The following is a 21,078-nucleotide window of genomic DNA, read 5'->3' as shown; positions in this document are numbered from 1 at the left end:
CGCTCAGCCGTCGACGATTGTCGCTTGGCTGAGCGTATCGAGTAACAATTCGATATCCTTCTTCTCGATATCGCGTTGGAACGGCATGGCGGAGCCAACCAGTGAAACCACCGCCACGAGTTCGCCGTGCTGACGCAGTAGCGGCGCCGCGGCAACCCGAATGCCCGGGAAAAGAGTGTCCGACATGGTCGAATAGCCCCGGGTCCGCGCCTCTACCGCCGCACGTTCGAACGCGTCGAGGTCTATTGGACGCCTGCTTGATGCCTTCTCGCGTTCAAATTGGGGGCGAACCAAATCCCTCGGGAGATGCCCGCAAAAGATGAGACCGGCAGCCGAGAAAGTAATGGGCGTGAAGGAGCCAACGTTGATGTTGGTCGCGAGCGGCGGTGAACTTCGCAGCCAGAGTGCAACGAGTGGGCCGTTATCCGACCAGACGTTGACTGCGACTGTAAGTCCTGTGTCCCGGTTCAATGTCTCCGCGACGTCGCGCATGATGTCGAAGCGGTCGAACCTGGCGAGCGCGGTCAACCCCAAGCTTCGCGCAAACGGCCCCAAATCATAGAGTCCGCTTGCCTTGCGCTGCTCGACAAAGCCTGCGCGTGTGAGACTAACAAGATGTGCGTGCGTTTGGCTGGGAGAATATCCACACTGGCGCGCGATCGCTGATAGCGCCAGCGGGCCCGGGGCCTTGCGCAATACTTCGAGCACTTTTGCCGCAACTTCGACGGACTGCACCCCCTTCTGTTTGGAAGCGGCGTCAGTCGGCCTGGCTTCTTCGTCCTTCATAGATCCCCGCACTATTGCACCCAGCACCTATAGCGGGATAGCGAGGCGGTGGTAAAGCGTGACCCGCTCTTAGCCCGCCGATAGGCAGATCCGAAATGTCGAAGGAAGTGGCGTCGGCCCGTCCTACACGATGTTCAGCGGCCCTGGAATTGCGGGCGCCTTTTCTCGAGAAATGCGTCGATCGCCTCGGCGTGATCGGCGGTCAGCGCCGTCAGCGTCTCGTGTCCGAAACCGACGTCCACTGACTGCACAAAGGAATGCTTCAGCGAGGCATTTACGATCAGTTTGGACATGCGAATTGCCCAACTGGGTCCATTCGCGAACTTGTCTGCCCATTGCCAGACGGTTTCATCAAGGCGCTCGGATGGCACGGAGAAGTTGATCAGCCCGATCGCCTGTGCATCGTCGGCCGAGATAGCATCTCCGGTGAGCAGGTATCGTTTGGCGCGTGCATAGCCGACCAGTTGCGGCCAGATTGCCGCGCCGCCGTCGCCCGCTGCCAACCCAATTTTGACGTGCTGGTCGGAAAACCGCGCCTTCGAATCCGCGATGATGATGTCGCAGAACAGCGCAAGGGTACAGCCTAACCCGAGAGCATCTCCGTTGACGCGGGCGATCACCGGTTTCTGACAGTCCAGCATTGCGGTCAGCAGCCGCTTGCCAGCTGCTGCGACCTTGTGGCCATAGGCGGCGTCACCCCGGTTGGGCAGCATCTCGGCAAAATCGCCGCCCGCGCAGAAGCAATCGCCGGCGCCTGTGAGCACGAGCACCTGGCTTTCCTCGTCCGCATCGAACGCCGTGAAAAGCTGAAACAGCTCGTGATCGAGCCTCGCGTTCACCGCATTTCGGACCTCGGGCCGGTTGATCGTTGCCACCAGCGCCTTACCGCGCTGCTCGAGTCGGATCTCTCGGAACTGAAATGGAATCACAGTCCCCTCCTATGTTCACTGCCAAACTTTCAGTTGACAGCATCCATCTTTGGTCGGATATTTGTCAATAGTGAATATATACACTAAAAGTGAAATATGGGAGGCTTCGAGTGCGCTACCAGTGGACTTTCCTGTGCAGAGGAGAGGTGATCCCCGAAGGCGAAATCGAGGTGGGCAGGTGAGCCAACTACGCACCGTTGGAGAATTGTGGGAGACGCAAGCCCAGCGGATTCCCGATCAGGTTGCCTACGTTTTTGGCGATGAGCGGGTGACGTATGGTGCGTTGCTCGCCCGTGCCCAACTCCTCGGGTCGGCGATGTACGGTGCCGGCCTTCGCCGACAGGATCGCGTGGCGATCCTGTCGATGAACTCGGGTAAATGGTTCGAGGTCCTCGCTGCCTGTCACTTGGCGGCCTTCATAGCGGCGCCAGTGAACTTCCGCTTGACTGAGACTGAGATTGCGTTCGTCCTCGGTAATGTGAAGCCAAAGCTATTGTTCTTCGAGCAGCAATACGCCGCGATGATTCCCGGCTTGCAAACTGCGCTGCCGGACATCCCTTTCTTTATTTGCCTCGACAAGGCGGAAGGCTTCGCTGACTACGAGAAATTCCTCGCGAGTGGAGATTCCAAGGGCCCTCCTTGCCGCTCTCGGTCCGACGACATCATTGACATCTTTCACACGAGCGGCACGACCGGTCGGCCCAAAGGCGTTGTTCGTACGCACGCGGCCGAGCTATTCAATGCCGAAAAGTCGGCGGCGGGGCTGCAGATGCTCCCGGGTGGCAGGACGTTGATCTCAATGCCGCTCTTCCACGTCGGCGGCCAAGGCGAATCTAGGGCGCAGCACTGGGCTGGAGGCACGGTAATACTTCATCGTGTCTTTGACCCGGTTGCGATCCTCCGATCGATTGAGAAGGAGCGTGTCGAGGTAATCCACATGGCGCCGACGATGGTCGCTGACATGCTGGCTGCGCCGGAAATTGCCGGCTTCGATCTCTCAAGTTTGCGCGTGTTCTGCTATGCGGCTGCTCCCATGCCGTTGCCAATCCTGCAACGCGGGATTGCGTTACTCGGTCCAATCTTCCTGAATTGCTACGGCAGCACTGAGGGCGGCGCTAATACTGCGCTACACCCTCATCAGCATCCGCTCGACAACGGTCGTGCTTCGCTCAAGCGTCTGCAGTCGGTAGGGCAGAGCTATCCGGGCGTCGACATCTGTATCAAGGACGAAGAGGGTAACGTGTGCGGCCCCGACGTCGTTGGTGAGATTTGCGTTCGCAGCCCAGCGGTATTTTGCAGCTATTGGAACAACAACGTCGCGACAATCGAGGCTCTGCGCGAGGAATGGTACCACACAGGCGATCTTGGAACGATGGATGTCGAGAGATTCATCTACCTTGTCGATCGCAAGAAAGACATGATCATCTCCGGCGGCGAAAACGTCTATTCTCGTGAAGTCGAAGACGCTCTTCTTGAGAATTCCCTCGTTCAAGAGGCGGCTGTGATCGGCGTGCCGCATCCCCGTTGGGGAGAGGCCGTTCACGCCTTAATAGTGCTCGCCCCCGGTGCAAGGACAACAGAAGCCGACATCATCAATCGGTGCGGCAAGCAGCTTGCGCGCTACAAGCTTCCCAAGACCGTGGAGTTCGCTGAAGCGCTCCCACGCTTGGCGAGCGGTAAGGTAAACAAGGCAGCGATCCGCGCCAGCCTTCGAGCGCGATCTTCCTCTTAAATCCAATTCGATCAATTTATAGGAGTCTCTGAAATGGAATTCGAAGGCCTCGTAGCAGTCATCACTGGCGCTGGGAACGGGATCGGTCGAGCGTGCGCCTTGCACATGGCGCGAAATGGCGCCGATGTGGTAATCCTGGACATCGAGACTGGTCCGCTCGACCAGGTTGCCGCAGAAATTGTCAAGCTTGGTCGCAGGGTAACTGCCTATGCCTTGGATTTGACGGACTATGCGTTGGTTAAAAAAACCTTCGCGCGCATTCGCGCTGACGCCGGCCGGATTGATATCCTGATAAACAACGTCGGCCAGACCGCGCGCGAGCGCATCAGCGAATTCCACGAGTCGAGCCCGGAGGTGTGGGATTTCGTTATCAATGTTTCGCTGAAGACGACTCTCAATTGTACACGGCAGGTCGTCGCAGGAATGCGCGAGCGCCGGTCGGGTAAGATCGTCAACATCTCGTCCGAATCCGCGCTCGCCGGTGATGCAACGATCGCAGACTACGCCGCTGCGAAGGCTGGAGTGATCGGCTTCACTCGCTCTCTGGCTCGCGAGCTCGGTCCATTTCAAGTTACCGTCAACGCCGTTCTCCCTGGCGGAACTATCACGCGCGCTACCGAGCGCGTTCCGAAAGAGTTCATCGAGGAAAACCTGAAGAAAGTTCCGATGGGTCGGTTCAACGAGCCTGACGATATCGCCAATGCCGTCGGATTCCTCGCTAGCGACCGGGCTCGCTTCATCACGGGGCAGAGCCTTCTTGTAAACGGCGGCCGTATCTTCAACTGAGCGAAAAACTAATGGACTTCAACCTCACTCCAGAAGACGAAAACTTCCGCCAGGAAGTTCGGTCGTTCATTGCGGAGACGTTGCCGAAGGACGTCGCGCGTCGCAAGGGGCAGGGATTTCACGACACGCGCGCGGACCAAACGATCTGGCAGCGACTTACGAGCGCCAGGGGATGGGGCGCTCCGCGTTGGCCGGTGGAGCATGGCGGCTGCGATTGGACACCAATCCAACACCACATCTGGGAGCTCGAGTGCGGCCTAGCGGACGCACCTGAAATCGGTGCGAGCCAAATCATGGTCGGTCCTGTGATTGCCAAATTTGGCGACGTCGACATCAAGGCTCGCTACCTTCCAGGGTTGCTGAACGGCGATATCTACAGCGCGCAAGGGTTTTCCGAACCGCAAGCGGGCTCCGACCTCGCGTCCGTTCGAACGCGCGCTGAGCGCAAGGGGGACGAATGGGTGATCAACGGCCAAAAGATCTGGACCACCGGCGCACACGAAGCTGATGTCCTCATCTGCCTTTGTCGCACAGATCCCACGGCGAAGCCCCAAGCAGGCCTCTCTATGATCATGGTCGACATGCGCCGCCCCGGGGTGACCGTGCGGCCAATTCGTACCATCGACGGTCAGCATACCGTGAATGAGATTTATCTCGACGACGTGCGGGTGCCGGCCAACGAGTTGATCGGTGATGCGAATTTGGGATGGACTTACGCGAAGTTCTTGCTGAGTAACGAGCGTACCTATAACGCCCACCTGCCCGAACTCGTCCGCTATTGCCGGCGCATCCTCACCATCGCGGCAGAGGAAGAGAGGCGCACCGGCCAGCGCATTGTTACGGAGGAGTTCCGCGTCAGATACGCGCGGCTATGGTTGGAGGTCGAAGCGCTACGCTGGTCGGTGTTACGCGTGCTTTCGGATCGGTCCGGTAAACCCGGCGGCATCCAAATGGCCGCGGCTTCTTCTCTAAAGATCGTCGGCTCGGAGCTCTTGTTGCAAGCCTCCCAAATCCTGATGGAAGTAGTTGGACAAGACTCCATGCCGCTTTATCCACCTGTCTGGGATGCCGAGTATGACAGTAAGACACGTGGCGCGCTACCTGCGGCGCCTGGACTAACCGCCCAATATCTGTATTGGCGCGCCTCGACAATATTTGGCGGAAGCAACGACATCCAGCGTCAAATCATTTGGAATAGCATCGTCGGAGGACTCGACTGACATGGACCTCCAGCTTGACGATATGCAAACGATGCTCCGCCAAACCGCACGACGTTTTGTTGCGGAGAATCACGACTTCGATAAGCGCACGCGATCCATTGTCTCGGAGGCGCCGTCAGAGACCATCTGGCGTTCATTCGCAGAGATGGGTTGGCTTGCACTCAATATTCCCGAAAAGGCAGGAGGATTGGGCTGCGGACCCGTGGAAACGGCCTTGATAATGGAGGAACTGGGCCGCGGGCTCGTTACAGAGCCATACCTGGCTACGGCAGTCGTCGCCGCAAATATCCTCGCGGCGACCGACGTGCCTTTCGCAGCGGAACGACTTCGGGAGATGGTTGCCGGAGACCTGCGCATCGGTATAGCGCTTTCGGAGTCCGCAACGCGGTTCGATTGCCTTGAGCCAACGACAACGGCAAGTCGCAATGGAAACGAATGGCGCGTTTCCGGATCGAAGCGGCTTGTTCTCGGTGGAGAATCTTCGGCCTACATCGTGTGCGCAAGGAACGGCGGCGAGCTTGGGCTCTTTTGGATCGATGGGACCCAAGGACTGGCAACGCGCAAATACCGGACTTTCGATGATCATCGCTGCGCCGACATAGACCTCTGCAACACGCCAGCGCAGTTGATTGCGGCTGGTGGCAGGGCAGTCGCAATCCTGGATGAAATGCTGAACCACGCAACCATGGCCGTCTGTGCGGAGGCATTAGGCTGTCTAACTGGAGCGCTGGCTACCACCATCGAGTACGTGAAGGTGCGTAGCCAGTTTGGCAAGACGCTTGCCGAATTTCAGGTGACGCAGCATCGCTTGGCCAATCTGTTCGTGCAGGCGGATCAGGCCCGTTCAATGCTGCTCTATGGCCTTTCAACTCTTTCAAGTGCTGACGCGGGGTTCGGGACGGCGGGTGCCAAGTTTAAGATTCTGGATGCCGCACGATTCGTGTGCGGTGAGTGCGTCCACCAGCACGGTGGCATGGGCGTAACCACCGAATATCCGGTGGGCCACTATCTTCGGCGCGTACTGATGCTGGAAAAAATGTTTGGTGACAGTTCGACCCAACTTCGTCGAGTTATGGAGCGATGGGCGTCCGCAGACGTCAGTGGAGGCTGACGATGTATCTCGGTCTGCGCCAGGTTTGCATTGCTGTCCGCGACCTCGAGCCAGCCATCAGGACGCTGTCGACGTTGTTCGATGTCGAGTGCTGTCTCAGGGATGATCTGCACGTGGCGCGGCATGGCTTACGAAATGCCGTAGTGCCCTTTGGATCATCGTTCATCGAATTGATCGCGCCGGCGCGTGAAGGAACGGCGGTCGGTCGGTATCTGGAACACGCAGGCGGCGACAGGGGATATATGCTAATTCTAGAGACCGATGATTTCGACGGATGGAAGGATCATCTCGCGGCAGTCGACGCTGTCGTCGTGCGCGAGAGTGCGGACGGCAGCTATCATTTCCGACAAATTCATCCGAAGTCTGTCGGAGGTGTTCTTCTGTCGATTGATGCCGACGGAACCCCGGGCGACGGGTGTTGGCTTCCAGCGGGGCCGAACTGGAAAAGCTGTGCAAGAACCGCACGCGTTAGCGGGATCGGCGGCGTCCAGTTGCAGAGCCCCGCGCCGCACCGCCTGGCTGTGCGCTGGGGGCAGGTTCTAGATCGCGCCGTCAAGAAGACGGCCGAGGCGCGGAGCATTGAGCTCTCAGATGCTACTGATATTGCATTTGGCCCGGGGCCCTCGGATGCGGGCGAGTTTATGACGAAAGTCAAGCTTCGCGGGGTTAACGTGGGCGCGTGTCTTGCTGCTGCGACCACCCTCGGCCTCAAAGTAACGAACGATTCAATAGATGCTTTGGGCATGAGATTCGATTTGGAGGCTCGGCATGGCCGAGCCGAGAACGCACTATGACCAGCGTCGCGGTAATCTCGGCTTTCAAGCTGTCAGCCGCCATTTGTTCAGCTTCAGAAATCTATTCTCGCTCGAATCTATTTGTGACGCATGATCGAGCAAACCGATATCGTGCAATCTGCAGTCTTCGCTCTCTTCGCAGAATCACTCTCGAGAACTCGCCGGCCGTCGTCTCAGTGGGCCTTAGTGCAATTGGGATTCCAGTCCGAAGCGCGACCATCACGCAGCGATGAACTCGTAGCACAGGTAAGAAGCGAGCATCAATATCGGCGCGCTGCCCTCGCAGTGAGAAGATGCCTACTGGGTGGTGTCGCCGCCAAGTCGACCGTTGAAGGCTGTACTACCGGAAGTCTGTTCGTCGGACAAAGCAAGCACGCGTTAGTAACGAGGTTGTCGAAGAATTGTTCCCTCGGAGGAAAGGTTGATGCTCGTTCAAGCCAACAAGCGGTCTTTTGTGAAGAACGCGATTCTCGCAAGTCTTCCTGTCGATGACCTCTTGGCGGTGGGCAAGTGCGTTGAGCCAATCTTCCTTAAGGGGCGCATGATTCTGCAAGAGCCAAAAAGGCGATCCGAGTACGTCTATTTCATTGAATCTGGTGTCGTATCGCAAAGAATTGTCTCGGCGGACAGCGTCCTGGAAACGGCTGTCGTGGGATATACTGGTGCGGTCGGGGCGGCGGACTTTTTGGGAGGGTACTTGCCCACTCATCAATCGGTCGTGCTCTTTCCCGGCAGCTCACTCAGGATACGCGTCGACGATCTAAGTCGTCTCATGAACGAGCGCCCTGAAGTGCAAAAACGGGTGCGGCAATATTCACGAACACTCGCCGTCCATTCTGCTCAAACGGGTCTTTGCGGTGTTCGGCACGACCTAAAGCAACGTTTGGCATGTTGGATCTGTCTGGTGTGCGACGCATTAGATGGTTGCACCCTTCCCATTACACATGAGTATCTTTCGACCATGCTGGCGATACGTCGATCCGGCGTAACTGAGACGCTTCTTCGATTCGAGGGACAGGGCCTAATTCGTAAAGCACGAGGCGTCGTGCAAGTGGATGAACGAAAACGGCTCGAGCAAAACGCTTGTAACTGTTACGGCATAATATCAAACGCATATGCTCCCGTCCCAGGACTGGTGGCTTGACGGCAGTAGATTGATGTCTTCGCCGCTCGCAGAAGAGCGCCCCTCAGGAACAGCACCTGCGCGGGATGTTCGACCCGATTGAGGGATATGATTGTTGCAAGTGGGTTGTGCGTTGCGCAGAGACGATTCGACTTCCTAGCCGAGGCCACGTCTGTAGCAACAGTGAGCAGCCTCGGGTGCGGGCGTTGAGCGAAAGGACTTGGCGTCTCTTACGCTTGGTAGCGATCGAAGCGATTGGTGTCAGCGCTTGTGTTCGACAGTGCTCGGCAAGCAGACTGTGATTGCGCCTGTTAAGGCATCATGCGTTGATGTTCGTCTCGCCCATGTCGCGGATCGCGCGCGAACCGCGAGGACGCATCAACGATTAATCGCCAGACCCATTTGTCTAAAACAGACACTTGTGGCGCAAATTGAGCACGGTGACGTTTCAACCCCTACCGTGTGTCCGTTTCAGACAATGTCCGCCCTCCCCTTCGACGCGCGATCTGCCAAGTTTATCAAGCGAAGCGCGGAATCATCCGCAACGCAGTGCGATCGAGCGGGTACATGCGCTCATGATCGAGTGCGAGTTTTGGGGACGCGGGTGGTGGTCATCGGCTCGCACGAACGGGCAGATAAATCGCTCCCGAGATAGAGCAACTTGGAGATTAAGCATGAAGATGATTAAGAGCCTCATTCTAGGCTCAGCGGCTGCTCTCACCGCAGCTGGCGGAGCTCAGGCGGCCGATCTGCCCGTCAAGGCCAAAGCGGTCGAGTACGTGAAGGTTTGCTCTCTGTATGGTGCAGGATTCTATTATATTCCGGGGACTAATACGTGCATCAAACTGGGCGGCTACCTCCGCGCTGAGATTGCTCTCAATGCGGGCGGTAGTTACACCGGAGCTTACAGCAGCGTTGCTGGCGCGCAGAATCGCCTGACGAACTACTACTACACTCGCTCCCGCGAAGATCTGAACGTCGACACGCGTACCGCTACCGAGTACGGCGTGGTTCGCACGTTCTTTGATTCTGCCTTCAGCTGGACGACAGACAATTACACCGGGAGTGGTACTGCTCCTGGCGCCACGGTCTACTCGCAGCTTGGTGCAACGGGAGTTGGCGCGCCGGCCAATGCCAACGCGGGTGCGATTGCGAACGGTACTGTGGGTGTATACTACGCTTTCATCCAGTTCGCCGGCTTCACGATGGGTAAGGCGGTGGCGCAGTTCGATGCTCCATGGAACAACTATCCGGGTAATAACTTCGATGGTCTGAATGGTGGTGGCGGTACGGTCACAGGTGTGAATCAATTCAGCTACACCGCTGAATTCGGTCGCGGCATCTCGGCTTCGGTGTCAGCGGTGGATCCGACGGCTTATTACCAAAGCAATTTGTACAATGTCAGCGCTGCATCTGTTGCGGGCTTGGGCGTGGGTGGCTACGGCCTCAGTGCTCTCGGTGGGACTAGGGCTCCTGACATCCAGGGTAGTGTCCGCGTCGACCAGGCGTGGGGGCTGTTCCAGTTATCGGCTGCAGCACATGACAATCACGCAGCTTACTACAGCGGGGCGGTGCCGGCGATTGCTGGTACGGAGCTGGCTGGCCATCCTAACGATAAGTGGGGCTGGGCTGTGCAGGCGGCCCTGTCTATTAAGAACATTCCAACCGGCGTAGACGATACGATTAACGTGCAGGCGGTCTACACCGACGGTGCTACGCGCTACAACTTCCAGAGCTTGGCTTCGCAGAATTTTGCCATGTTCGGCGGCTCCGGCAATCCGCTCGCTTATCAGAGTGTTGGCCTTGCTGGTGCGGCGGACGGCGTATTTGCGAACGGTGCAGGCATCTCCTCGGTGCAGACCTGGGGTATGCGTGGCGCCTACACTCACAATTGGGATCCGTCCTGGAACACCGCAATTTATGGAGCCTATGCCCAGCTGAAATATGGCAATGGCGGCGAGGCTCTGATCTGCGGCGCAATCGCAGGATTGGGTGCTGCTACTGCAGGTATCACGACCTGCAATCCGGACTTCAACGTGGCTCAGCTCGGCTTGATCACCCGCTGGACCCCGGTGAGGAACCTGACGTTCTCCGCGGACGTCCTCTGGACCCACCTCGACCAGAAGTACGTTGGCACGTTTACGCCGACCACTGCTGCTGGCGCTGTGGCAAAGCCAGCAGCTACGTATGAGCTAAAGGATCAGAATTCTGCGAGCCTGCTCCTCCGTGCTCAGCGTGTCTGGTAATCGCGGATAACCGTTGGGCTGTCTAATCTCCAAGGAAGGCCTCTGGTATGCCCACCGGAGGCCTTTTTTGCGCTCGACGCAGTTTCGATCGCGGGGACCGAGGCCACGAGATCAAGCCCGGTGAATGCCGCGGTGGTCGAGGCTCCTGTGCAGGACATTCGCAGGACGCAAGATGAACGGGATCCGTGGCAGTCCCAGCGCAACGCTCGCGAAGACTCCTCGAATTGCGCGATGGATGGCTGCAGATTCCGGCGGTAAGAACTAGTCGGGTTAAGTCGACGATTAGATAGTGACGATAGGAGACGTCCATGTTCATTGAGGTACGATTTAGCGTTCTCCGGTGAACGATGAGAGCGCGCGCGTTCAACCGGTCAGCGATAATAGAGAGTCTGCGATGAGCGCCGCCAATGCGTTGCAGGTAGGTCGGATTGTTGGGCCGCTCGATTTCGATCCTGCGCATCTAGCCGAATTTCTGTCGCATGAGCTCCACGAAACGGGCGAGATGGATCTCAGTCGGACAGTGGTGGTCAATCGAATCCTACCTATTTTGTTAGTGCCGGCGGACGCGAGATGGTCCTTCGCAAGCGTCCGAACGGCATAACTTTGGCATCTGCTCATGCTATCGATCGTGAGTTCAGGGTCTTAAAAGCTCTTGCGGATACCACGGTCCCGACACCACGACCGATCCTGTTTCGGGAGAGCAGCGATATCGTCGGAACCCCGTTCTATCTAATGGAGCGTCTGCAAGCCGCGTATTCCACGATAGTTCCCTTCCAGGAGTAGGACTTGACGAGCGCCGTCAGATTTATCTCTCGATGGCGGACACCCTTGCAGCCTTGCATCGTGTCGACCCGAGCAGCGTGGGCCTCTCAGATTTCGGCCGCAGTGGCAATTACTTCGCGCGGCAACTGACGCGTTGGATCAGGCAGTGGTCAGACTCTCCTACGCGTGGGATTCCTGAGATCGATGCTGTAATCGCCTGGCTTCAAAAGCGACTGCCGGACGAAGAGGGAGCGCTATCGATCACCCATGGCGATTATCGGATCGGCAATTTGATCTTTCATGCGGTCGAGCCTCGAGTGGTCGGTATTTTAGATTGGGAGCTGGCTACGCTGGGCGACCCACTCGCGGACCTCGGCTTCTGTTGCATGACCTGGTTTATCGGACCGGACGAATACGCCGGTATCAAAGGCCTTGATTTTGGCGTCCTGGGAATTCCGACTGTCGATGAATTTGTCGCGCGATACGACGGATTGAAACGACCTTCTGGTCGTCTCAAACGGTTTAACGTCGTGTTCGCGCTCTTTCGATTCGCTGTAATTTTTATCGGCATTGCGGATCGCGCTCGAGCCGGCACAGCGTCGGACGCTGGAGCAGCAGATACAGGACGGCTTGCCAAGAAATTTGCAAGGCGTGCGCTGGAGATGACGGCGTCCGGTGACGCACATTGGGAGCATTCGGCTCCAGATGCGGTCGACTGAAGGGCCGACGATGAATCTCGGAGCGTTGTTGGCCGGAAAGCACGTCCTGATTACGGGGGCATCGGGTGGTTTGGGTGAACATTTTGTCCGGCTGCTTGCCGGTTGCGGAGCGAATCTTTCGATAGCTGCAAGACGTCGAGACCGGCTTTCTATGCTCGCTGCGGAGCTCAAGGATGCCGGTGCGCCCTCCGTCTTCGAGGTTGTAGTCGACGTCGCGGATGAGGGGTCCGTATCGCGCATCCTGTCTCATGTCGAGCGCGGGTCGGCGCCTCCGTTGGACGTATTGGTGAACAAACCAGGTATCGCAAGCTCCGAGCCGGCCATTTTCGTTAGTTCGGAGAAATTCGACCGGGTTCTCAACACCAACCTGCGTGGAGCGTGGCTCATCTGAACTGTCGCGGCACGAGCCTGGCGCGCCGGTGGTCGTCCGGGAACGATAGTGGATATTGCATCCGTACTAGGGATGCGACCAGGGAACGGCGTCGCTCCCTATTCGATCTCCAAGGCCGGCCTGATCCAGATGATGAAATTGCTTGCACTTGAATGGGCGCTTAACGGCATTCGCGTAAATGCGCTTTGCCCCGGCTACATCGGGAGTTGTTCGCGACCGATGCTGGACGCCGGATGATCGATCGAATCCCGATGCGGCGTCTGGGCAATCTTGATGATCTCAACGGTGCATTCCTGCTCATGGCCTCCGAAGCCTCGGCGTGGATGACAGGCGCCTCGCTGTCGGTGGATGGTGGCCAATTGGTCTCGCCCCTTTGATGGAGGGATAGGATGAACCTGTCAGTGAACGAAGGCAACGGCGGCCAAGGCCGAAGAAAGACTTCTTCGACCATGAGGTTCATAGTTTCTTCGATCGTTGTTGCACGCTTTTCAGTATGGGTTGGCATGAGTGGGCCCGCGTTGCGAGGCTTTCTATCGCGTCCGCCATCCGCCCCATACTTATTCCTTAGGATCGCACTGCGGATCGTTTGTTCGCCGCTCTTGCTATCCATCGAGGTTGGGTGAGTCCACTCACTTGCCCATCACTCGCCCCATGTGGGGCGTTTCCTCCCTGACTGGGGTCGCGCTTCCCTGGCGAAGCGCGACCTCTTCTTTCAGAGATAGCATCGCGATGAGTGCGCGATGGCCGAGAGCCTTCTTAGGGCACACGCAATGTCTTTTGCTCGAAGGGGGAGGTTCTCAGATGTCTCATTGGAGAAAAGGATCTAACCGCACAGCTTCTCGCCTTGCAGAACTCCATTTTCCGCTCGTAGCTCAAATGGTGGGTTTCGGTCTAGCAAGGTCGAAAAGCTTTATCTTTCAATGGGGATTGACTGACACTCTCTCCGCCACTGCACTGTTCTCCTCTGTATCCGATCGTTCAAATCGACAGCAAGACAATGAGTGGCGCGACAAAGGCTGTCGCGGCTAGTTCCGCGATGTTACCCTCAGTAGCCGCGCAAACCGTAGCTTCTGAGCGCGGGGTTGGAGGAGGGATGTCGCGATGAAACTCTCCGGGCGTTTCAAATCGCGACATGAAGCGAATGTCGGTATCGGTGGTAGCGTGTCCGGGGTGTGAACCTGTGGCGCACAGCCGGCCGGCCGAACTGGGCGAGCGATTTGTACAGAGAGCAGCTCCGGTGGAGCATCACTCACTAGACCCGAGGCAGCTATTAAAGCTCTCCCTGAGAACGCCGCAACGAATTGGGTGAGACCACCGTGAACAAAACGTGGCGGAACCTTGTGCGGCAGCGAGAAAAAATCAATAGCTTAGAATCGAAAGCATCAAGCCGTTGCTTGATTGCCGTGCATTATCCGGCGTTCGCCTTCAGTCCGGCGGCCTCGATGCCGGCGAGGGCGCAAATCTCGTCATTGTCCGAGGTGTCGCCGCTGACGCCGACCGCGCCGAGCAAGCCGCCATCGCCCATGATCAGCACGCCGCCGGGCACCGGCACCAGCCGGCCCTGCGCCATCGTGTTCACGGCGTCGATGAAATAGGCCTGCTCCTGCGCGCGCTGGAACAGCGCCCGCGATCCCATGCCCATCGCCAGCGCGCCATAGGCCTTGCCATGGGCGATTTCGGCTCGCATCAGGCTGGTGCCGTCCTGTGCCGCCGTGACTTTGACGCAGCCGCGGGCGTCGAGAATGGTGATGACCAGCGGCTTGAATTTCTTTTCGACGCCCTTGGCAAGCGCGGCATCGAGAATCTTGCGGGCAACGTCGAGGGTGAGTTCAGCCATTATTCTGTTCCTTTGTGACAGGGGAGGGGTCTGAATGGGTTTTGGCGCTGTCGAGGCTCATCGCCAGCACCTGTGCGACGTGAAGCGCTGTACGCTTCGTGCCGTCCTTGATCTGATGCCGGCACGAGGTGCCGTCGGCGACGATCAGCGCGGCCGCGTCGGCACCGCGCACCGCCGGCAGCAGCGAGAGTTCGGCCATATCGATCGAAGCTTGATAGGTGTCGGCGCCATAACCGAAGGCGCCGGCCATGCCGCAGCAACTGGACTCGATGATCTCGACGTTGAGGTCGGGGATCAGGCGCAGGATCTTCTCGACCGGCTTGAACGCGCCGAATGATTTCTGGTGGCAGTGGCCGTGCACCAGCGCCTTCTCAGGGATAGAGCCAACCGGAAGTTTAAGCCGGCCAGCCTCCGCCTCGCGAACCAGAAACTCCTCGAACAACAGCGCATGCGCGCTGACGTTTCTGGCATCGTTGTCGGAGCGCAGCGAAAGCAGTTCGTCGCGGAGCGTCAGGAGGCAGCTCGGCTCCAGCCCCACGATCGGCACGCCGCGCGCGGCGAAGGGTGAGTAGGTCGCGACCAGCCGGTCCAGTTCGCTGCGCGCCTGATCGACCAGGCCCGCCGAAAGGAAAGTGCGTCCGCAGCAGAGCGGCCGGCCGCGATCGGCGGCCTTGGGAACATGGACGCGGTATCCGCCTTCGACCAGCACACGCAGCGCAGCATCGAGATTTTCCCGCTCATAGGCGCGGTTGAAGGTGTCGGCGAACAGCACGACCTCGCGGCCGTCGACGGGGCCGAAGGCCTCGGCATCGGGTCTGAACACGTCGCGCCGGAACGCGGGCAAAGCGCGTTGCGCGCTGATGCCTGCGAATTTTTCGAACAGCGCGCGCAGCACCGGGCTGCGGTTGCGCCAGTTGGCGAGCGGAGCGAGCCGGGATGCAAGCCCAGCGTAATGCGGGAGATAACCGACCAGCCGGTCGCGCAGCGACAGTCCGTGCTTGGCTGCGCGCGCGGCCAGTACCTCGACCTTCATCTTGGCCATGTCGACGCCGGTCGGGCACTCGTGGCGGCACGCCTTGCAGGACACGCAGAGTTTGAGCGTGTCCATCATCTCGTCGGAAGCCAGCGCATCCGGGCCCAACTGGCCTGACATTGCGAGCCGCAGCGTGTTGGCGCGGCCGCGGGTGACATCCTTCTCGTTGCGGGTGGCGCGGTAGGACGGGCACATCACGCCGCCTTCGAGCTTCCGGCAGGCGCCGTTGTTGTTGCACATCTCCACCGCGCCCTGAAAGCCGCCGCCGGCGCCGGGATAGGCCGACCAGTCGAGCGCGGTCTTGAACTCCGTGACGCGATACTCCGGCGGATAGCGAAACAGCGAACGATCGTCCATTTTGGGTGGATCGACGATCTTGCCTGGATTGAGGATGTTTTCCGGGTCGAAGCGCGCCTTGATCTCGCGGAAGTCGGCAACGATGCGGGAGCCGAACATCGTCTCATGAAATTCCGAGCGAACCAGGCCGTCGCCATGCTCGCCGGAATGCGAACCCTTGTATTCGCGCACCACCTCGAACGTTTCTTCGGCGATGGCGCGCATCGCCTTGACGTCTTTTTCGAGTTTTAAGTTGAGCACCGGGCGTACGTGCAGGCAGCCTTCGGAGGCGTGCGCGTACATGGTGCCGCGGGTGCCGTGCCTGGCGAAGATGGCGTTGAGCCGTTCGGTATAGTCGGCCAGGTGTGGCAGCGGCACCGCGCAATCCTCGACAAAGGAGACCGGCTTGCCCTCCTGCTTCATCGACATCATGACGTTGAGCCCGGCGGCGCGGAAATCGGCGATGCTGGCCTGAAGGGCGGGCTTGGTGATTTCGACCACGCCGCCCCATTTGCGCTGCGGCTGGTCCCAGCCGAATCCGAGATCGCCCATCAGTTCGCCAAGCTGCTTCAGGCGTTGCAGGTTTTCGGCCTGGTCTTCCTCGGCGAATTCCACGATCAGCACCGCGTCGGGATCGCCGCGCACGGCGGTACTGATAATGGGCTGGAACATCGCGATATCGCGGCCGAGCGCAATCATGGTGCGGTCGACCAGCTCGACTGCAATGGGGCGCAGCTTCACCAGATGCTGCGCCGCATCCATCGCCTCATAGAAGCTTCCGAAGTGGCAGACGCCCAGCACCTTGTTGCGGATCACAGGCCAGAGCTTCAGCTCGACCTGCGTGGTGAAGGCCAGTGTGCCTTCGGAGCCGACCAGCAGATGCGCCATATTGTTGGGCGCATTGCGCGGCACCAGCGCATCGAGGTTGTAGCCGCCGACGCGGCGCTGCACTTTCGGAAACCGCTCGGCGATCTCGCCTGCCTCCCGCTCGCCGAGATCGAGCATATCGCGGAACAGCGCAAGGCCAGTGTCGGGCGAGTTGACCTGCGCGAGATCGCGCGGCACCTCGCCGAAATGCAGCAGCGTGCCGTCGGCCAGCGCCGCATCCATCGACAGCGTGTTGTCGCGCATGGTGCCGTAGCGCAGCGAGCGTCCGCCGCAGGAATTATTGCCGGCCATGCCGCCGATGGTGGCGCGGGAGGCGGTGGAAACGTCGACCGGAAACCACAGCCCGTGCTTTCTAAGCTGGCGGTTGAGATCATCCAGCACGATGCCGGGTTCGACCACGCAGGTCCGGTTGGCGACATCGAGCGAAAGGAGGTGGTTCAGATGCTTCGAAAAGTCGACGACTACGCCATCATTGACGGTCTGGCCGCACTGCGAGGTGCCGCCGCCGCGGGGGGTGACGATCCGGCCCTCATCCCTGACGATGGCGAGCGTACGAAGTGCCTCGTCCATGGTCCGGGGAACCACCACGCCGAGCGGCACGATCTGGTAGAAAGAGGCGTCGGTCGCATAGCGGCCGCGGTTGAAGGCATCGAAGAAAACGTCGCCCTTGATCTCGCGGGCCAACCTGTTTTCGAGCGTCACTGAGCCTTTGTTGGACATTCCACCCCCGCTGCTACCGGCAAACATCGCTCGCTCGTACTTGGGTGGAAAAATAAATGCAACGATTTCGTATTATGTTTAGTTTTGAATTCAAAACGACCAAGGCGTGGGCGGCGCCTCGCCTGACCTAGGCGTCGACGCCGTCTTTCAGATGTTCGACCGCGGCCGTCCGCTTGTTGCGCAAATGTATAAACAGGATGTCGCTGAGTTCGCTGCCGGCGCGGCGACGCAGCGCGTCCAGGATGGTCTCGTGTTCGCGCATGGCTTCCCCCCATCGCTCGCGCTTGCGGGCAAAATTGGCGGAGTAGCGGACCCGCCGAATGCGGCCGGCGAAGTTGGCGTAAGTGTTTCGCAGCGTTGTGTTGCGCGAGGCTTCGACGATCTTGTGGTGGATCAACTGATTGACGCGGAAATAGCCGTGCATGTCGCGGTTCAGGTAGAAGCCGTACATCTCGTAATGCAGCCGCTCGATCTCGGCGATTTCGGCGTCGGTGATGTTTTCGCAGGCGAGGCGGCCGGCCAGGCTTTCGAGCCCGCCCATGACGTCGAACAGTTCGGCAAGATCGCGCTCGCTCAATTGCCGAATGCGCGCGCCACGGTTGGGTAGCAGTTCCACCAGCCCTTCAGAAGCCAGTACCTTCAGGGCCTCGCGCAGCGGCGTGCGCGAAATGCCCATCATCTCGCAAAGCTGACGCTCAGGAACGCGGCCACCGTCCGGGATGTTGCCTTCGACGATATGGTCCCGCAGCCGCGTTAAGGTCTCGCCATGCAGGGACTGGTCTTCACGGCTGGCATCCGCCGCGGTTGCAAGGGCCGTCGAACCGGCATCATGGGGAATCAAGGGCTTCATAAGCGAAACATAGGCTTTGAATTGGGAGCCGTCGATGCATTGTTGTGAACAATTTTTAGGTTGATATCCAAAAAAATGAATGCAATATTTCGGCAGCTTTGGTCCGAAACGAGGAATCCATGCCCCAAGGACGCCATTTCCTGCAAATTCCCGGGCCAAGCCCGGTGCCCGATCGTGTGCTCCGCGCCATGGACATGCCGGTCATTGACCATCGGAGTTCCGAATTTGCCGAACTCGGCAAGGCGGTGTTCGACGGCTGCCGAAAAATCTTCAAGACCAACGGACCGGTCATCATCTTTCCTTCGTCGGGGACGGGGGCCTGGGAAGCGGCGATCGTCAATACGCTTTCGCCGGGCGATAAGGTCCTGATGGTCGAAACCGGCCATTTTGCCACGCTGTGGCGGCAGATGGCGGCGCGCTGGGGCATCGAGGTCGATTTTGTGCCGGGCGACTGGCGCCATGGCGCCGATCCCACGGCGATTGGAGTCGCGCTGGCGCAGGACATCACGCATGCCATCAAGGCGGTGATGGTGGTGCATAACGAGACTTCCACCGGCGTCACCAGCCGGATCGGCGACATTCGCGCCGTCATGGACAAGGTGGGCCATCCGGCGCTGCTGCTGGTGGATACGATTTCCTCGCTGGGCTCGGTCGATTACCGGCATGACGAGTGGAAAGTCGACGTCACCGTCAGCTGTTCGCAAAAGGGATTCATGCTGCCGCCGGGGCTCGGCTTCAACGCCATCTCCGAGAAAGCCCGCGCCGCTGCGAAGACCAACAGGATGCCGCGGTCGTATTGGGATTGGGAAGAGATGCTGAAGCCCAATGCGGCGGGATTCTTCCCCTACACGCCGGCGACCAACTTGCTCTACGGGTTGCGCGAAGCCATTGCGATGCTGCTCGAGGAAGGGCTGGACGCGGTGTTCGCTCGACACCACCGTCTGGCGGCGGCTACCCGCGCTGCCGTCGCGCATTGGGGCCTTGAAGTGCTGTGCCTCGAACCGGCTGAATTTTCACCGGTGCTGACGGCTGTGCTGATGCCGCCGGGGCACGACGCCGACAAGTTCCGCAAGACCGTGCTCGATACCTACAACATGTCGCTCGGCTCCGGTCTGAGCAAGCTCGCCGGCAAGGTGTTTCGCATTGGTCACCTCGGCGAGTGCAACGAACTGACGTTGATTGGGGCCCTGTCCGGCGTCGAGATGGGTCTCTCCGCTGCGGGCGTGCCGCATCGGGCCGGCGGCGTCGAAGCTGCGATGAAATCGCTGGAAGAGCGGACGCAGTCAAATTCTCCGGCGCACCTGAAGGTGGTTCAAACCTGACCGGGTCGCAGACCATCAGGACGGTTAGCGCCATCGGTTCGGCGCAGCCGTTGAAGCAATACAATAAATAAAAAGCGAAACGGGAGGGAAATATGCGGCTTCGGTTCAAGGCCACGCATGTCGTGCTGGCGATGTTGTGCGTCATGTACTTCATCACCTATGTCGACCGGGTCAACATCGGCACGGCGGCCAGTGAAATCCAGAAAGAACTCGGTCTGAGCAACACGGAGCTCGGGTTGGTATTCTCGGCCTTTGCCTATCCCTATTTGCTGTTCCAGGTAATCGGCGGCTGGGTCGGAGACCGCTTTGGGCCGCGCAAGACCCTGTTCTGGTGCGGGCTGATCTGGGCGCTCGCCACCATCGCGACCGGCTTCGTGACCAGCCTGCTGACGCTGTTCATTGCGCGCGTCGCGCTTGGTTTCGGCGAAGGAGCAACCTTTCCGACGGCGACGCGCGCCATGCAGTACTGGACGCCCGCCAACCGGCGTGGCTTCGCCCAAGGCCTCACCCACGCATTCGCGCGGCTCGGAAACGCCGCGACGCCGCCGTTGATCGCAACGCTGATGGTCTGGCTGACCTGGCGTGGCTCGTTCGTCGCGCTGGGTCTGGTCAGCCTGGTGTGGGGCGTAGTGTGGGCGCTGTATTTCCGCAATGAACCGAAGGATCACCCCGGAATCACCGAGGCCGAACTGGCGTCGCTGCCGCCGCGCCCCCTCGACCAGCGACCGCAGGTGCCGTGGGGACCGCTGTTGCGCCGGATGTGGCCGGTCACGCTCACCTACTTCTGTTACGGCTGGACGCTCTGGCTATATCTCAATTGGCTGCCGCTGTTCTTCAAGAACAACTACAGCCTGGATATCAAGAATTCGGCGCTGTTTGCTTCCGGCGTGTTCTTTGCCGGCGTCGTCGGCGACAGCCTCGGCGGCATTCTGTCCGATCGCATTCTCAAGCGAACGGGCAACGTCCGCTTGGCGCGGCTGAGTGTCACCGTCGCGGGTTTCGCCGGAGCTCTTTTGTCGCTGCTTCCGATCCTGTTCATCCACGACATCACGGTGGTCGCCCTGTGTCTGTCAGGCGGCTTCTTCTTTGCCGAGATCACCATCGGGCCGATGTGGTCGGTGCCGATGGATATAGCGCCGAAATATTCGGGGACGGCCGCCGGCCTGATGAATACCGGGTCGGCGCTGGCGGCGATCGTTTCGCCTTTGGTCGCCGGTTATGTGATCGACGTGACGGGCAACTGGTACTTGCCGTTCCTGATGTCGATGGGATTGCTCCTGCTTGGCGGGTTTTCGGCGTTCCTGATGCATCCTGAAAAGCCCTTTGAAGAACTTGCGGAAGTGAATCCGGTCAAGCGAGGTGTACTCGCTCAAGAGCTAAAATGACCTCTCTACCGCGGCCGAGGCGGTCAGCTCCTATCGGATCATTTTCAGGTTGTGAGAGCGCCTGCACGTCCAGCCTTGTCGATATCTATTCAACACCGGAGCCAAACC

At 59.3% G+C, this 21,078-nt stretch carries 17 protein-coding genes and 1 pseudogene; 13 read left to right on the top strand and 5 right to left on the bottom strand.

Annotation, left to right across the window (positions count from 1 at the left end; genetic code table 11):
* Nucleotides 1-3: 3 nt before the first annotated feature.
* Both FFI89_RS23440 and FFI89_RS23435 read right to left on the bottom strand, forming a co-directional pair.
* On the bottom strand, nucleotides 4-786 hold the full coding sequence (locus FFI89_RS23440; RefSeq protein ID WP_138829976.1) for an IclR family transcriptional regulator: 783 nt from the start codon (nucleotides 784-786) through the stop codon (nucleotides 4-6).
* A 134-nt stretch (nucleotides 787-920) separates the two neighbouring features.
* Nucleotides 921-1,715, bottom strand: coding sequence for an enoyl-CoA hydratase/isomerase family protein (locus tag FFI89_RS23435; RefSeq protein WP_138829975.1), 795 nt, complete (start codon nucleotides 1,713-1,715; stop codon nucleotides 921-923).
* A 178-nt stretch (nucleotides 1,716-1,893) separates the two neighbouring features.
* On the opposite strand from FFI89_RS23435, the gene FFI89_RS23430 reads away from it, so the two are divergent.
* The 11 genes and pseudogenes from FFI89_RS23430 (at nucleotide 1,894) to FFI89_RS35400 (ending at nucleotide 12,976) form a co-directional block, all read left to right on the top strand.
* Nucleotides 1,894-3,447 carry a class I adenylate-forming enzyme family protein gene (locus FFI89_RS23430; RefSeq protein ID WP_210249023.1) on the top strand — a complete coding sequence of 518 codons (1,554 nt, stop codon included), beginning with the start codon at nucleotides 1,894-1,896 and terminating at the stop codon, nucleotides 3,445-3,447.
* A 33-nt stretch (nucleotides 3,448-3,480) separates the two neighbouring features.
* Nucleotides 3,481-4,233 carry an SDR family NAD(P)-dependent oxidoreductase gene (locus FFI89_RS23425; RefSeq protein ID WP_138829974.1) on the top strand — a complete coding sequence of 251 codons (753 nt, stop codon included), beginning with the start codon at nucleotides 3,481-3,483 and terminating at the stop codon, nucleotides 4,231-4,233.
* 11 nt (nucleotides 4,234-4,244) lie between these two features.
* Nucleotides 4,245-5,453, top strand: a complete 1,209-nt coding sequence (locus FFI89_RS23420; RefSeq protein ID WP_138829973.1) for an acyl-CoA dehydrogenase family protein — start codon at nucleotides 4,245-4,247, stop codon at nucleotides 5,451-5,453.
* Between the two features lies 1 nt (nucleotide 5,454).
* The gene (locus FFI89_RS23415) at nucleotides 5,455-6,564 is read left to right on the top strand and encodes an acyl-CoA dehydrogenase family protein (protein WP_138829972.1); all 1,110 of its coding nucleotides are present in this window, start codon (nucleotides 5,455-5,457) and stop codon (nucleotides 6,562-6,564) included.
* 2 nt (nucleotides 6,565-6,566) lie between these two features.
* A complete protein-coding gene (locus FFI89_RS23410) occupies nucleotides 6,567-7,358 on the top strand; it encodes a VOC family protein (protein WP_168213007.1) in 792 nt (263 codons plus the stop codon).
* Nucleotides 7,359-7,782: 424 nt separating this feature from the next.
* Nucleotides 7,783-8,502, top strand: coding sequence for a Crp/Fnr family transcriptional regulator (locus tag FFI89_RS23405; RefSeq protein ID WP_138829970.1), 720 nt, complete (start codon nucleotides 7,783-7,785; stop codon nucleotides 8,500-8,502).
* Between the two features lie 653 nt (nucleotides 8,503-9,155).
* Nucleotides 9,156-10,727 carry a porin gene (locus FFI89_RS23400; protein WP_138829969.1) on the top strand — a complete coding sequence of 524 codons (1,572 nt, stop codon included), beginning with the start codon at nucleotides 9,156-9,158 and terminating at the stop codon, nucleotides 10,725-10,727.
* Nucleotides 10,728-11,297: 570 nt separating this feature from the next.
* On the top strand, nucleotides 11,298-11,510 hold the full coding sequence (locus FFI89_RS35260; protein ID WP_256379154.1) for a phosphotransferase: 213 nt from the start codon (nucleotides 11,298-11,300) through the stop codon (nucleotides 11,508-11,510).
* A 32-nt stretch (nucleotides 11,511-11,542) separates the two neighbouring features.
* The gene (locus tag FFI89_RS23395) at nucleotides 11,543-12,208 is read left to right on the top strand and encodes a phosphotransferase family protein (protein ID WP_256379153.1); all 666 of its coding nucleotides are present in this window, start codon (nucleotides 11,543-11,545) and stop codon (nucleotides 12,206-12,208) included.
* Nucleotides 12,195-12,836: pseudogene (locus FFI89_RS23390) on the top strand (SDR family NAD(P)-dependent oxidoreductase). The gene FFI89_RS23395 and the pseudogene FFI89_RS23390 overlap by 14 nt, the downstream one beginning before the upstream one ends.
* Nucleotides 12,833-12,976: an SDR family oxidoreductase gene (locus tag FFI89_RS35400; RefSeq protein WP_371721617.1), complete on the top strand. Its 144-nt coding sequence runs from the start codon at nucleotides 12,833-12,835 to the stop codon at nucleotides 12,974-12,976. The pseudogene FFI89_RS23390 and the gene FFI89_RS35400 overlap by 4 nt, the downstream one beginning before the upstream one ends.
* 1,031 nt (nucleotides 12,977-14,007) lie before the next feature.
* On the opposite strand, the gene FFI89_RS23385 is transcribed toward FFI89_RS35400, so the two are convergent.
* The 3 genes from FFI89_RS23385 to FFI89_RS23375 all read right to left on the bottom strand — a co-directional run bounded on the left by FFI89_RS23385 (nucleotide 14,008) and on the right by FFI89_RS23375 (nucleotide 18,263).
* A complete protein-coding gene (locus tag FFI89_RS23385; RefSeq protein ID WP_092509616.1) occupies nucleotides 14,008-14,436 on the bottom strand; it encodes a heme-binding protein in 429 nt (142 codons plus the stop codon).
* Nucleotides 14,429-17,413, bottom strand: coding sequence for an FAD-binding and (Fe-S)-binding domain-containing protein (locus FFI89_RS23380; protein ID WP_138829968.1), 2,985 nt, complete (start codon nucleotides 17,411-17,413; stop codon nucleotides 14,429-14,431). Before FFI89_RS23380 ends, FFI89_RS23385 begins: the two co-directional genes overlap by 8 nt.
* A 127-nt stretch (nucleotides 17,414-17,540) precedes the next feature.
* Nucleotides 17,541-18,263, bottom strand: coding sequence for a GntR family transcriptional regulator (locus tag FFI89_RS23375; RefSeq protein WP_138835598.1), 723 nt, complete (start codon nucleotides 18,261-18,263; stop codon nucleotides 17,541-17,543).
* 119 nt (nucleotides 18,264-18,382) lie between these two features.
* Here FFI89_RS23375 and FFI89_RS23370 point away from each other — a divergent pair, with 119 nt between their 5' ends.
* Together FFI89_RS23370 and FFI89_RS23365 are read left to right on the top strand one after the other, a co-directional pair.
* Entirely contained in the window at nucleotides 18,383-19,585 is a 1,203-nt protein-coding gene (locus FFI89_RS23370) for an alanine--glyoxylate aminotransferase family protein (protein WP_138829967.1), read from the top strand.
* Nucleotides 19,586-19,677: 92 nt separating this feature from the next.
* Complete coding sequence (locus FFI89_RS23365; protein ID WP_138829966.1) at nucleotides 19,678-20,970, top strand: MFS transporter; 1,293 nt, start codon at nucleotides 19,678-19,680, stop codon at nucleotides 20,968-20,970.
* The last annotated feature ends 108 nt before the right edge of the window (nucleotides 20,971-21,078 follow it).

Origin of the sequence: Bradyrhizobium sp. KBS0727 (assembly GCF_005937885.2) — a bacterium.
In the GTDB taxonomy this organism is placed as follows: Bacteria; Pseudomonadota; Alphaproteobacteria; order Rhizobiales; family Xanthobacteraceae; genus Bradyrhizobium.
Note: the sequence above shows the minus strand (reverse complement) of the source record. Positions and strands in the feature narration are given on the sequence as shown.

Coding starts and splice junctions, on each gene's coding strand:
- FFI89_RS23365 (WP_138829966.1), top strand. CDS start 19,678: ATGCGGCTTCGGTTCAAGGCCACGCATGTCGTGCTGGCGATGTTGTGC.
- FFI89_RS23425 (WP_138829974.1), top strand. CDS start 3,481: ATGGAATTCGAAGGCCTCGTAGCAGTCATCACTGGCGCTGGGAACGGG.
- FFI89_RS23410 (WP_168213007.1), top strand. CDS start 6,567: ATGTATCTCGGTCTGCGCCAGGTTTGCATTGCTGTCCGCGACCTCGAG.
- FFI89_RS23375 (WP_138835598.1), bottom strand. CDS start 18,263: ATGAAGCCCTTGATTCCCCATGATGCCGGTTCGACGGCCCTTGCAACC.
- FFI89_RS23440 (WP_138829976.1), bottom strand. CDS start 786: ATGAAGGACGAAGAAGCCAGGCCGACTGACGCCGCTTCCAAACAGAAG.
- FFI89_RS23380 (WP_138829968.1), bottom strand. CDS start 17,413: ATGTCCAACAAAGGCTCAGTGACGCTCGAAAACAGGTTGGCCCGCGAG.
- FFI89_RS23400 (WP_138829969.1), top strand. CDS start 9,156: ATGAAGATGATTAAGAGCCTCATTCTAGGCTCAGCGGCTGCTCTCACC.
- FFI89_RS23395 (WP_256379153.1), top strand. CDS start 11,543: ATGGCGGACACCCTTGCAGCCTTGCATCGTGTCGACCCGAGCAGCGTG.
- FFI89_RS23420 (WP_138829973.1), top strand. CDS start 4,245: ATGGACTTCAACCTCACTCCAGAAGACGAAAACTTCCGCCAGGAAGTT.
- FFI89_RS23405 (WP_138829970.1), top strand. CDS start 7,783: ATGCTCGTTCAAGCCAACAAGCGGTCTTTTGTGAAGAACGCGATTCTC.
- FFI89_RS35400 (WP_371721617.1), top strand. CDS start 12,833: ATGATCGATCGAATCCCGATGCGGCGTCTGGGCAATCTTGATGATCTC.
- FFI89_RS35260 (WP_256379154.1), top strand. CDS start 11,298: ATGGTCCTTCGCAAGCGTCCGAACGGCATAACTTTGGCATCTGCTCAT.
- FFI89_RS23415 (WP_138829972.1), top strand. CDS start 5,455: ATGGACCTCCAGCTTGACGATATGCAAACGATGCTCCGCCAAACCGCA.
- FFI89_RS23370 (WP_138829967.1), top strand. CDS start 18,383: ATGCCCCAAGGACGCCATTTCCTGCAAATTCCCGGGCCAAGCCCGGTG.
- FFI89_RS23385 (WP_092509616.1), bottom strand. CDS start 14,436: ATGGCTGAACTCACCCTCGACGTTGCCCGCAAGATTCTCGATGCCGCG.